This window comes from Chitinophaga sp. SVR4-12A (assembly GCF_056754765.1).
The window spans coordinates 435,720-448,851 of record NZ_JBPGWP010000001.1; the positions used below are offsets into that span (position 1 = coordinate 435,720).

7 protein-coding genes are annotated in these 13,132 nt (G+C 50.3%); 6 read left to right on the plus strand and 1 reads right to left on the minus strand.

What is annotated here, in order from left to right:
• Nucleotides 1–46: 46 nt before the first annotated feature.
• Entirely contained in the window at nucleotides 47–2,404 is a 2,358-nt protein-coding gene (locus tag ACR9Y8_RS01780; protein ID WP_481211504.1) for a TonB-dependent receptor, read from the minus strand.
• Nucleotides 2,405–2,750: 346 nt separating this feature from the next.
• Between ACR9Y8_RS01780 and ACR9Y8_RS01785 the strand changes: the two genes are divergently transcribed.
• The 6 genes from ACR9Y8_RS01785 (at nucleotide 2,751) to ACR9Y8_RS01810 (ending at nucleotide 13,060) form a co-directional block, all read left to right on the plus strand.
• Nucleotides 2,751–4,721 (plus strand): ABC-F family ATP-binding cassette domain-containing protein, encoded by a 1,971-nt coding sequence (locus ACR9Y8_RS01785; protein WP_481211505.1) that lies wholly within the window; start codon nucleotides 2,751–2,753, stop codon nucleotides 4,719–4,721.
• A gap of 202 nt (nucleotides 4,722–4,923) precedes the next feature.
• Nucleotides 4,924–5,610 carry a response regulator transcription factor gene (locus tag ACR9Y8_RS01790; RefSeq protein ID WP_481211506.1) on the plus strand — a complete coding sequence of 229 codons (687 nt, stop codon included), beginning with the start codon at nucleotides 4,924–4,926 and terminating at the stop codon, nucleotides 5,608–5,610.
• A gap of 141 nt (nucleotides 5,611–5,751) precedes the next feature.
• Nucleotides 5,752–7,116, plus strand: a complete 1,365-nt coding sequence (locus ACR9Y8_RS01795) for a sensor histidine kinase (protein ID WP_481211507.1) — start codon at nucleotides 5,752–5,754, stop codon at nucleotides 7,114–7,116.
• Nucleotides 7,117–7,320: 204 nt separating this feature from the next.
• A complete protein-coding gene (locus ACR9Y8_RS01800; RefSeq protein WP_481211508.1) occupies nucleotides 7,321–8,589 on the plus strand; it encodes a TolC family protein in 1,269 nt (422 codons plus the stop codon).
• A 147-nt stretch (nucleotides 8,590–8,736) separates the two neighbouring features.
• The gene (locus ACR9Y8_RS01805) at nucleotides 8,737–9,843 is read left to right on the plus strand and encodes an efflux RND transporter periplasmic adaptor subunit (RefSeq protein ID WP_481211509.1); all 1,107 of its coding nucleotides are present in this window, start codon (nucleotides 8,737–8,739) and stop codon (nucleotides 9,841–9,843) included.
• Between the two features lie 118 nt (nucleotides 9,844–9,961).
• On the plus strand, nucleotides 9,962–13,060 hold the full coding sequence (locus ACR9Y8_RS01810; RefSeq protein WP_481211510.1) for an efflux RND transporter permease subunit: 3,099 nt from the start codon (nucleotides 9,962–9,964) through the stop codon (nucleotides 13,058–13,060).
• Nucleotides 13,061–13,132: the final 72 nt, after the last annotated feature.

Here is a 13,132-nt window from a genome sequence, read left to right on the forward strand (position 1 = left end):
TGCATCATCATCGCAGCGCTAAAAGCTAATAGCCAATCGCTAGTGGCTAGAACTTAAAGTTCCAGGTGATGGCCGGAAGGATCGGGAACAGTGATACCTGGCGGGCCCTGAGGGTGAGGCTGTTATTCAGCACCTGCCCGTAGGTATCGAAATACATGAAGTATGGATTCATACGGCTGTAAACGTTATACACTGAAAATGCCCAGCTGCTTTTGAACCGGCGTTCGGGGCGGCGGTTGGGCGTATATACCGCGGAGAGGTCAAGCCGGTGATAAGGCGGCATGCGGTAACTGTTGATATTGCCGAATTCCTGTACAAGGGCGCCTTCGATCATATAGAACTTTGTGGGCAAGGTGGTGGTATTACCGGAACCAAAAACAAAGATGCCTGAGAGGTGCCATTTTTTAGTGAGCTCGTAATTGCCTACTAAAACCAGGTCGTGGCGACGGTCGTATTTGGCCGGAAATTTCTTTCCCTGGTTGAGGGCAGGAAACTGGCGCCAGGTCCAGGACAAGGTGTATCCCAGCCAGCCCGTGAAACGTCCTTTGGTTTTATTGATGAAGAACTCTGCGCCGTACGCCCAGCCTTTACCGAATACGAAATCCTCTTCAGGATCTGTCAGGGAGGGGCTGTAGCCCTGGCGGTATTCGATCTGGTTCTGCATGTCTTTATAGTAGGCCTCCACGGAAGTTTCCCAGCTGTCTTCGTTGAAGTTGCGGTAGTAGCCCAGGGAATATTGCCAGGCTATCTGCGGCTTTACTTTATAGGTGCTGGGCACCCAGAGATCTGTAGGCAGCGAGGTGCCTGCGTTGGTAACCAGGTGTATGAACTGGTAGTTACGGGTAACAGATGCTTTCAGGGAATTTTGCTGGTTCCAGGCATAGCGCAGGATGGCCCTGGGCTCCAGTCCGCCGTAAGACCTTACCGGCTCCCAGTTTTTGTACACGGTACTATCTACCTTGGCGCCACCGGCGTCTTCCCGGTAGCGGGTATAAGGCCCTACCTGCTGGAAACCGCTGTAGCGGATGCCTATGTTCAGTTTCAGCTGGGGCGTCAGCTCCCAGTCGTCCATCAGGTAAAGCGCCGCTTCGTGGGCGTATTTCCGGTAGGCGTTATCGGGCGTAAAATTGGTGCTGTCCTGCCGCCCGGAAATAGAATAAGGCGTAAAGCGGTGGTAGATATAATTACCGCCAAAGCGGATGCGGTGGTTAAAGCTGGCGAAATAGTCGAAGTCCAGCTTGCCGTTCACATCGCTGATCCCGGACTTGAATGTTACCTGGAAATTATTCTGTGAGCCGGCAAAGCGGAAGCGGTAGTCATTGTAGATAAGAGACGTATTGGCGAACAGCTTTTTGCTGAAGATGTGATTCCATCTTAAAGTAGCGGTGGCATTGCCCCAGGGAATATCTGCATCAAAGGTGCGGGTACCGCTGCGGAAGGTGAACACATCGCGGCCAAAATAGCCGCTCAGGAATAACCGGTCGCGGTCAGAAAACATATAATTGGCCTTTACGTTCAGGTCGTAGAAATAATATCCTGAGCCGCCATAGGTTTTATTCTCTTTTACGAAAGGTTTGGCGATCAGGTCGATATAGGTACGGCGGGCGGAGACGATAAAGGAGGACTGGTTCTTTTTGAGGGGGCCCTGCAGGGACAGCCGGGAAGCGATGAGCCCGAGGCCGCCTTCGCCCTGGATCTCCTGGTTATTGCCTTCCTTCATACTGATGTCTACTACGGAGGACAGGCGGCCGCCATAATTGGCAGGCATACCGCCTTTGATCAGGGTGGTATTACGGATGGCGTCTGCATTGAACACGGAGAAGAAGCCGAACAGGTGGCCGGTATTATACACCGGCGCTTCATCGAGGAGAATGAGGTTCTGGTCTGGTCCGCCGCCGCGCACATACAGTCCGGCATTACCTTCGCCGGAGGCCTGCACGCCGGGCATCAGCTGCAGGGCTTTCAGCACGTCCACCTCCCCGAGAAAGGTAGGCAGGCGTTTAACGGTTTCTACGGACATTTCAGAACGGCCCATTTCTGTGGAGGACACATTTTTGTTGCGGCGTTTATCGGTGATCACCACTTCCTGTGCCTGGTAGGTCCTGGGTGTCAGCTGGAGGTTCATGCGGATGCTGCTGTCCAGCCGGATGGTGTGCTCCTGTTCATTAAAGCCCAGGAAAGAGCATACGATGGTATATTCCCCCTTGGGGAGGCTCAGCGCGTAAAACCCATAAGTATTGGACGGTACCCCCTGGGCACTGCCCTTTACGTAAACGGTAGCCCCGGTAAGGGACTCGCCATTGGTGCTGTCGCGCACATATCCGCTGATGGTAAATTTTTGCTGGGCCGTTGCCAGCAATGAACAACACATGCAAAGCATGGATAAGACGGAACATCTTAACATAAGATATGGATTGTTCACGCTCATGGTAATAAGCCCCACAGTTCTTAATGGATGCGGTTTTTCGCTCCAGGTTTTTCGTTAGTTGTTCCCTGCAAAGGTGTCTGTTCTCCCGGCAGGCTTTCATAGGATACTACATTCCCGTGTTCACATACATCTCCGCGACAAAAATAAATAAAATATATGATACATATGTTACGAAGCAGCAAATACCATTCCTATATTCGCACATCTGCACATTAGTATTACCTTTGTGTGCTTTTGGAATAGCTACTGGCTATTAGCTACTAGCTATTAGCAGCTAGCAGCTAGAAGCTAAAAGCTAAAAGCTTTATTTAATTATACAAATATGCTGATCGCGTTACAGGACATTACTTTTGAATTTGGATCCAGGGTTATTGTGGAAGATGCTTCCTGGCATATTGTGCCGGGAGACCGTGTAGGACTGATCGGATTGAACGGAACCGGCAAATCAACGTTGCTGAGGATCATTAACGGGGAATATTCCATCTCCAAAGGCAGTGTGAACAAGATCCGGAACCTCAGCATCGGCTTCTTTAACCAGGACCTGCTGAGCTTTGAATCAGACGAGTCAATCCTGAATGTAGGCATGACCGCCTTCAGCGAAGCGCTGGAACTGGAAAAAGAGATAGAGCGCATTACCAAAGAGCTGGAACATAACCAGACGGAAGCCCTGCTGCATGAGTTCAGCGACAAGCTGCACGCGTTTGAAGCGCTGGATGGCTACAACATGCGGCATAAGACCGCCCAGGTACTGGAAGGCCTGGGATTCAGCACGGCAGACCTGGAGCGTCCCTACAGCCAGTTCTCGGGCGGATGGCGGATGCGTGTGCTGCTGGCTAAACTGATCTTACAGCATCCGGATGTGCTGATGCTGGACGAACCTACCAACCACCTGGACCTCCCTTCTATTGAATGGCTGGAAAAATACCTGCAGAATTATAACGGAGCGGTGATCATCGTTTCGCACGACCGCTATTTCCTGGACAGGATGGTGAACAAGATCGTAGAGCTGTACCAGCAGCAGCTGCACCACTATGCTGGCAACTATGAGGATTACGAACAGGAGAAGGAGCTGCGCCGGGACCTTCAGCAACGGGCATACGAAAACCAGCAGGAATACATCCGCCAGCAGGAACGCTTTATTGAGCGTTTCAAGGCCAAAGCCAGCAAAGCCGCCCAGGCGCAAAGCGCTATGAAAAGGCTGGAAAAGCTGGATCGCGTGGAGCAGGTAGACGGCGGCCCTTCCAAGATCAGGATCAATTTCAACGTGGATAAGACCCCCGGCAAAATATTATGTACGCTTAAGGGTGTAAGCAAACGTTTTGGCGACATCGCCGTATTGAAGAACACCGGCGCGGAAATAGACCGTGGCGACAAGATCGCCCTGATAGGCGCCAACGGTAAGGGTAAATCCACCCTGCTGCGCATTATTGCAGGTACCGAGCCGATGGAAGGCGAACGGATCCCCGGCCATAACGTGGTGCAATCTTTTTATGCCCAGCACCAGCTGGAAGCCCTGCACATGGATTACGAGATCCTGGAAGAACTGAAGTCTGCAGGCAGCGGCCGTAACGAGCTGGAGCTGCGCTCGCTCCTGGGCTGCTTCCTCTTCACCGGGGATGACGTATTCAAAAAGATCCGCATCCTGTCGGGTGGCGAAAAAGCCAGGGTGGCGCTAGCCAAGACCATTATCAGCCAGGCCAATTTCCTGCTGCTGGATGAGCCCACGAACCACCTGGACATGAACTCTGTACAGATGCTGATAGATGCACTGAGTAAATATGAGGGCAGCTATGTGCTGGTATCGCACGACCGTTATTTTGTAAGCCAGACCGCTAACAAGATATGGGAGATCGTTGACGGCGAGATCAAGGAATTCAAAGGCACCTATACTGAGTGGGAAGAATGGAAGAAACGCCAGGCTGCCGCCAATCAGCCTCCCAAACCGGGAAAGAACGATCGCAAGAACAAAGGCAATGAGCCTGCTCCTGCAGCGGAAGCAGCAGCAAAACCTGAACCGGTGGCAGCACCTGTAAAACAGGCTCCTATCGATAAAGACGCCAGGCGTGAGCTGCAGAAACTGCAAAAGCAGTTCCAGCAGCTGGAAGCGGAACTGGCCAAATTGAATGAAAAAAAGCAGCAGCTGGAAACCAGCCTGGGTAACCCGGATGTATACGGGGATAAAGGAAAGTTCCAGCAGGTAGAGGGAGATTATAAGCAGACGCTGAGAGAGCTGGAAAGGGCGAACAAACAGTATGAGGAGGTGTTTGAAAAAATAGTGGAGCAGGAAGGGTAGTTTGAGGTTTGAAGTTTGAAGTTTGAGGTTTGAGGTTTGAAGTTTGAAGTTTGAGGTTGGTTGGAAGTGAGAAGTTCAGAATAAGTATGCCGTAACCTGATACGTTTTCTGAACATCAAACCTTTAACGAACTTCAAACTTCAAACCTCAAACCTCAAACTTCAAACCTCAAACCTCAAGCTCCAAAGCATAAATAATTAACATGCAGAAAATTCTTGTAGTAGAAGACGAGGTAAAAGTTGCCAACGCCGTCAAGAAAGGACTGGAGGAAAACGGCTTTGAAGTAGAGGTAGCTTATGATGGCCGTATGGGTAAAAGCCTGGCCTCCAGCAACAGCTATGACCTGGTGATACTGGACCTGAACCTGCCGCACAACAACGGCTACGAGATCTGCGAGGTGATACGGCACAAGAACATCCGGATTCCCATTATCATGCTGACGGCGCTGGGTGGTATGGACGATAAGATGCAGGCCTTTGAACTGGGGGCCGATGATTACCTGGTGAAACCCTTTGACTTCCGCGAACTGCTGGCGCGGATCCGGGTGTTCCTGAAACGGGCCGGTGCAGATGTACAGCAGAACAGCCTTTATAAGATCGTGATCGCCGACCTGGAAATAGACCGGGAAAAGAAAGAGGTGACCCGCGGCGGCAAGAAGATTTCCCTAACCGCCAAGGAATACCAGCTGCTGGAATTCCTGGCCCTGCATAAAGGCAAGGTCATTTCCAAGCTGACCATCGCGGAAAAAGTATGGGATATTGATTTTGATACCGGCACCAATGTAATAGAGGTGTATATGAATTTCCTGCGCAAGAAGATCGATAAGGATTTTGATAATAAACTGTTACATACCAAAACAGGGATGGGATATTACCTGGCGGAGGAGTAGTCTGAGGTTTGAGGTTTGAAGTTTGAGGTTTGAGGTTCGTTGGAGGTTGGAGGTTTCTAACGAATAGCCAGACTTCTAACCAGCAACCTTTAACATTTAACGAACTTCAAACCTCAAACTTCAAACCTCAAACATATTAATGTGAAGATCAAGTATAAAATAGGGATTTATTATACTGTATCGGCCGCTATACTGCTGATCGCCTTTGCCTCCCTTGCCTATTACTTTTCTGCCCAGTCCAGGAAAGCAGAATACCTGGAGCGCCTGGAATACCGGGCCCGCTCCATCGCCAATGTGATCATCGAAGGCGACAAGGTAAGAATAGACCTGCTGCGCAAACTGGATAAAACCACCTTCCAGGACCTATACAAGGAAACCATCCTGGTATACAATCCCAATTACGATCTGCTTTACTCCAATCTTAAGGATACGGCTATACGCACTCATCGCAGCCTGCTGGACTATATTAAACGGAACGGCATTTATAATTTTGAAAAGGATAGCGATGAGGTGGTGGGCGTTCATTATACTGAAGGCAACATCTCGGTGATCGTAATAGTATCGTCGCTGGACAAGTATGGTTTCCAGAACCTGCAGAACCTGCGGCGCATTCTCCTCATAGAGCTGATAGTGGCCGTTGTATTGCTGGTGATCATCGCCTATTTCTTTTCGCGCAACATGGTGGCCCCTATCACCAAGCTGGTGAACCAGGTAAATATTATTAACGCCAACAACCTGCAGGATACGCAGGTAGACATCCGCGGCCGCGATGAGATAGCGACGCTGGGCAGCAATTTTAACACGATGCTGCAGCGTCTCAGCGACTCTTTTGACCTGCAGAAAAGCTTTGTCAGCAATGCCTCTCACGAGCTGCGCACGCCTTTGGCCTCTATTATCAGCCAGCTGCAGGTAACCCTCTCCAAAGAACGAAATAAAGACGAATATGCAGCGGTGCTCAGCTCCGTACTGGAAGACGCCGTGAACCTCTCCGACCTTACCAATGGCCTCTTACAGCTGGCGCAGTCAGACCTGAACGAACAGCGGTTTTCCTTCTATGAGGTGCGACTGGACGAAATGCTGCTGGAAATGGGCAATCTTATTAAATTAAAGCAGAACGGGAAGGTGGATATACAGTTTGAGAAGCTTCCCGAAACGGATACCGAGGTAACATGCCAGGGCAATGAGACCCTGCTGAAGATCCTCTTTCTTAATTTAGTGGACAATGCCTGTAAGTTTTCATCGGACAATACCGCGCGGGTTTGTATTGATTTCCCCGCAGGGTATATAGAGATAAAGATAAAGGACAATGGCATTGGCATTGCACCCGAGGAGCTGGATAAGGTCTTTGAGCCCTTTTACCGGGGGCAGAATGCGCATCAGACCCGGGGGCATGGATTGGGCTTGTCCATTTGCAAAAAGATAGTACAGTTACATAAAGGATTTATAACTGTCAGTTCTACATTGAATAAAGGAACAGTGTTTACGGTGTTGTTACCGTATATATAAAAGTCGTTAGTCGTTAGTCGTTAGTCGTTAGTCGTTAGTCATAAGTCGTAAGTGGCTGGTGCGAAGATTATGGTCGCTGCATTTACTGACGACTTATGACTAACGACTAACGACTTTTTAAGCCCATTTTAATCCCCCTTAAAGGCCCCTTTAATTCCTCTTTCAGAGCTTTGTACCAGAAATTGAGACTGAAACGTCACTTATATGCAAAAAAAGCTCTGGATCATAACTACAGCCTTGTTAATATTTTCGCTCAGTAGCATGGCGCAGGTTATACAGCCTATTACTTTACAGGAAGCGGAGGATACTTTCCTTCACCGGAATTACCAGTTGCTGGCGCAACGTTTCCGGATCGACGCGGATCAGGCGCTTGTTCAGCAAGCCAGGTTATGGAGCAATCCTTCTTTCAGCGCAACCCTGGGCTTCGGCACCACAGATAAAATACAACCTTTTTACGGAGGAAACGGCGGCGAAACCGCTTACAGCGTGGATCAGCTGATTACGCTGGCTGGTAAACGCAATAAAGCAGTGCAGCTGGCAAAGCTGAACGCCACCACCACACAATCTGAGTTCTTTGAACTGATGCGCACCCTGCGACTGCAGCTCAGGAGTAATTATTACCAGCTGTATTTCCTGCAGGAAACTGAGAAAGTGTTGCAGCAACAGCTGTCCAACCTTCAGAAGATCGTAGACGCTTATGAGGAGGCGGACAAGAAAGGCAGCGTAGCCCATGCGGATGTGATCCGCCTGCGCGCCCTGATAGTAGGCCTCACCAATGATTATACCGACCTGAAACAACAGGAACTGGCCTCACAACTAAACCTACAACAATTGCTCGGCAACGACCATCAGTACGCGCCGAGGGTGGATACGGAGGGACTGTCGCGCTATAATCTTAACCTGAAAGGTTATACGCTGCCAGCCCTCATAGACACCGCCCTGCTGAACCGGCCCGACCTGCGCATTGCCCAGCAGCAGCTGCAACAGGCACAGGTGAACTACAGCCTTCAGAAAGCGCTGGCTGTACCGGATCTGCACGTAGGCGCCACCTATGATAAAGCTGGCAGCTATGCGCCCAACTTTGTAGGACTGACGCTGGGGATAGACCTCCCCTTCTGGAACCGTAACCAGGGCAATATCCGCTCTGCCGGCAGCCAGGTAAAGGTACAGGAGCAAACCCTGGCCGAGGGCAACAATATCGTAGCAACGGATGTGCAGCAGGCAGTACAGAAGATCAGCCTGATGGACCGGCAATACCAGCTGCTGGATTTCAAAAGCTTTAACCAGGAGTATAATAAGCTGATAGATGAGGTAGCGCTCAACTTCCGTAAAGGCAATATCTCCCTGTTACAGTTTATTGATTATTTCAACAGCTACAGCGATAACGTAAAGAACACCAACAAACTGATGCTGAACCGCATCACGGCATATGAAGAGCTGAATTTTGCTACAGGAACGGAATTGTTTCAATAGCTGTCAGGGTTTGAAGTTTGAGGTTTGAAGTCTGAGGTTCGTTGGAGGTTGAAGGTCTATAACGGATTGTCAGACCTCTAGCCAGTAACCTTTAACATTAAACAAACTTCAAACGTCAAACATCAAACATCAAACGAATTATTATAAATGAAGATCAATATCAATATGACCCGTTTTTTAAGCCTGGCTTTACTGGTAGCCAGCGCTGCCTGGTGGACCGGCTGTAGACATACACAGGCCGAAGATACCGACAAAGAAACTTTCGTGCTGAGCGACACGATGTTGCAAAGCATCCATATAGATACCGCTGCCGTAAAGCCCGTGCAAAGCGACCTTCGACTTTCAGGTAAAGTATCGCCGGATGTGGGTAAGGTACTGAAAGTATTTCCCCTGGTGAGCGGATATGTAAAGGATATCAAAGTACAGCTAGGCGATTATGTACAGAAAGGCCAGATCCTGGCGGTGATCCAGAGCGGTGAGATCGCGGATTACGAGAAGCAGATGTCGCAGGCGCAGACAGACCTCGCCGTAGCGGAGAAAGGGCTGAAGGTGGCGCAGGACCTGTACAGCAGTCAGCTGAGTACCGAGAAAGATGTAGTGAACGCACAGGGTGAAGTGGATAAAGCGCGTGCAGACGTGAACCGCCTGAACGACCTTTTCAAGATCTACCGCCGGGGCAGCGGCTCCACCTACCTGGTAACAGCGCCTATCTCCGGTTATATCATCGAGAAGAACATCAACAATAACATGGAGATCCGCAGTGATAACAACCAGAACATCTTCACGGTCTCTGAACTGAATGATGTATGGGTACTGGCCAATGTATTTGAAACAGATATCGCCCGTGTGAAGGAAGGCTATGATGCAGACATCGTGACCATCAGCTACCCGGATACGGTGTTCCATGGCAAGGTTGATAAGATCTACAATTTCCTGGACCCTGCCACCAAGACCATGCAGATCCGGATCAAGCTGGATAACAAAGACCTGCAGCTGAAGCCGGAAATGTTCGCCACCGTTACACTGCATTACAACGAAGGCGATGAGCGGATCGCAGTGCCGTCTTCTGCGCTGATCTTCGATCGCAGCAAGAGCTATGTGCTGGTGTTCAAGGATAAATACAATATACAGGTGCGGGAGGTAGAGCCTTATAAAACCTCTGGCAGCCTGGCCTACCTGAACAAAGGGCTGAACCCGGGCGAAAAGGTGATCAGCAGGAATCAGCTCTTAATTTATAACGCCTTAAATGACTAGTAGTTTGAAGTTTAAAGTTTGAAGTTTGAGGTTGTCAGTCATCTTCAATTTTCAGGTAAAGTTACCTGTTCTGAACCTCAAACGTCAAACCTCAAACATCAAACTGTAAAGACTGGATATGAACAAGTTCATTAAGAATATAGTCGGTTTTTCGCTTAAGAATAAACTGTTCGTTTTTATTGCAACATTAACGCTGATCATTTCGGGAATTGTGGCCTTTGTGCATACGCCGATAGAAGCTTTCCCGGATGTTACGAATACGCAGATCATCATCGTTACCAAATGGAATGGCCGCAGCGCGCAGGAAGTGGAACGCTTTGTAACACTGCCGGTGGAAGTAGCGATGAACGCAGTGCAGAAGAAGACCAGCGTACGCTCGGTTACCATGTTCGGCCTCTCGGTAGTGAAGATCATTTTTGAGGATGATGTAGAAGACTTCTTTGCGAGGCAGCAGGTGAATAACATGCTGCAGAGCGTGAACCTTCCCGAGGGGGCCGATCCCGAGATCCAGCCGCCGTATGGCCCTACCGGTGAAATATTCCGCTATTACCTGAAAAGCGACCGCCGCAACTCGCGCGATTTGCTGACCTACCAGAACTGGGTGATAGACCGTCAGCTGCGCAGCGTACCGGGAGTAGCAGATATCGTGGCCTTCGGCGGACAGGATAAAATATATGAAATAGAGGCAGACCCGGTAAGACTGGCTAAATATGATATCACGCCGCTGGAGCTGTACCAGGCTGTTACAAAGAGTAATGTGAACGTAGGCGGGGATGTGATCGAAAAGAACGGACAGGCATATGTGGTAAGAGGCATCGGCCTATTGAACAGCATAGCGGATATAGAGAATATTATCCTGGATAACATCAACGGCACTCCCCTGCTGGTAAAAAATGTGGCCACTGTCAGGGAATCATCGCTGCCGCGGGTGGGCCAGGTAGGGCTTGACAAGCAGGACGACCTGGTGGAAGGGATCGTGGTGATGCGCAAAGGCGAGAACCCGACCGAAGTATTAGCCCGGTTGAAAGACAAAATCAGGGAATTGAACGAAACCATCCTGCCAAGTGATGTGAAGATGGTTACCTTTTACGACCGTGATAACCTGATGGAGTTCTGTACCCATACAGTGTTGCACAACCTGGTAGAAGGCATCCTGTTCGTAACGGTGATCGTTTTCATTTTCATGGCGGACTGGCGTACGACCTTAACGGTGTCCATCATCATCCCGTTGTCGCTCCTGTTCGCGTTCCTCTGCCTGCGTTTGAAAGGGATGACCGCCAACCTGATCTCTATGGGCGCTATCGACTTCGGTATCATCATAGACGGCGCGGTGGTGATGGTGGAAGGCATCTTTGTGATGCTGGACCATAAGGCGCATAAGTACGGCATGGAGCGGTTCAACAAGCTGGCCAAAATGGGATGGATCAAACAGACCGGTGGCGAGCTGGCAAAGGCCATCTTTTTCTCGAAGCTGATTATCATTATATCCTTGATACCCATCTTCTCCTTCCAGAAAGTGGAAGGCAAGATGTTCTCACCGCTGGCGTGGACGCTGGGCTTTGCCCTTCTGGGTGCACTGCTGTTCACGCTCACGCTGGTGCCTGTGCTCACTTCCCTCCTGCTGAAAAAGAATGTGAGGGAGAAGCACAACCCCGTGGTGAAGTTCTTTGACTTTATAGTGATGCGCGGTTTCAACTGGACCTACGGGCATAAGCGCCTCAGTATGGTGTTGGCTTTCGCCTTCATGTTCCTGACCTTCTTTTCTTCCCGCTGGCTGGGAACCGAGTTCCTGCCGCAGCTGAATGAAGGTTCGCTGTGGGTGACCACAGAACTGCCCATGAGCATGTCGCTTACAGAGAGCGTGAAGATGGCGCATGCCATCCGCCAGGACCTGGGCGGTTTCCCGGAAGTGAAGCGGGTGCTTTCACAGGTAGGCCGTTCCAACGACGGTACTGATCCTAACGGGTTCTACTTTGTACAGTACCAGGTAGACCTGGCCGCCAAGAAAGACTGGACACGCAAGATCACGCAGGATGAGCTGATTGGCCAGATGGAGCAAAGGCTCAAAAAATACCCGGGCATCATCCTGAACTTCTCCCAGCCTATCAGTGATAACGTATCTGAGGCAGTGGCCGGCTTCAAGGCCGCCAATGGGGTGAAGATCTACGGGGATGACCTGGAAAAGCTGGAAAGCCTTTCGCAACAAGTGATTGCCCAGCTGCAGCATGTGCAGGGCATACGCGACCTGGGTGTGATACGGAATATCGGCCAGCCGGAGATGAGTATTAACCTGCAGGACAACAAGATGGCGCTTTACGGTGTGAACACTGCCGATGCACAGGCCGTGATAGAAATGGCGATAGGCGGTAAAACAGCTACGCAGCTCTATGAAGGCGAGAAGAAATTTGACATCCGTATCCGCTACGACGCTAACTACCGTAAAACAGAGGAAGACCTGCGCAACCTGATGGTGCCTACGCAAAGCGGCAATAAGGTACCGCTGAAGGAGATCGGTACCATCACCACGATTACTGGTCCGGCATTTATTTACCGGGATGGTAACAAGCGCTTCATCGGTATCAAGTTCTCTGTGCGGGATCGTGACCTGGGCAGCACCATTGCAGAAGCGCAGCGTAAAGTGAGCGCCGCCGTGAAACTGCCTAAAGGTTACAGCGTAGGCTGGACCGGTGAATTTGAGAACCAGGTGCGCGCTACCGGCCGTCTTGCACAGGTAATACCGGTGAGCATTGTAGCCATCTTCGTGATCCTGTTCATTATGCTGGGCAGTGTAAAGGATGCAGGGCTGATACTATTGAACGTGCCGTTTGCCCTGATAGGCGGGATCCTGGCGATCCACGTTACGGGCATCAATTTCGGGATCTCGGCTGGTGTAGGCTTTATTGCCCTCTTTGGGATCTGTATCCAGAACGGGGTGATACTGATATCGGTGTTCCATAAGAACCTGCAGGACCGGCTGCCATTGAACCAGGCCATCCGCCTGGGTGTGGAATCGAGGGTAAGGCCGGTGGTGATGACTGCCCTGATGGCTGCGATCGGTTTGATACCGGCGGCGGTATCTCACGGGGTAGGTTCTGAAACACAAAAGCCGCTGGCGATAGTGGTGATCGGAGGTTTGATAACAGCGACGATACTAACGCTGCTGATCTTCCCGATCATATTTTATGGCGCTTATAAAAACAAAAAAGATGCATTATAAATACAGCTCCTGGCTATTAGCATTTAGCTTTTAGCGGCTGGGAGCTCCATAGCTAATAGCCAAAAGCTGGTA

Coding starts and splice junctions, on each gene's coding strand:
- ACR9Y8_RS01780 (WP_481211504.1), bottom strand. CDS start 2,404: ATGTTAAGATGTTCCGTCTTATCCATGCTTTGCATGTGTTGTTCATTG.
- ACR9Y8_RS01785 (WP_481211505.1), top strand. CDS start 2,751: ATGCTGATCGCGTTACAGGACATTACTTTTGAATTTGGATCCAGGGTT.
- ACR9Y8_RS01790 (WP_481211506.1), top strand. CDS start 4,924: ATGCAGAAAATTCTTGTAGTAGAAGACGAGGTAAAAGTTGCCAACGCC.
- ACR9Y8_RS01800 (WP_481211508.1), top strand. CDS start 7,321: ATGCAAAAAAAGCTCTGGATCATAACTACAGCCTTGTTAATATTTTCG.
- ACR9Y8_RS01805 (WP_481211509.1), top strand. CDS start 8,737: ATGAAGATCAATATCAATATGACCCGTTTTTTAAGCCTGGCTTTACTG.
- ACR9Y8_RS01810 (WP_481211510.1), top strand. CDS start 9,962: ATGAACAAGTTCATTAAGAATATAGTCGGTTTTTCGCTTAAGAATAAA.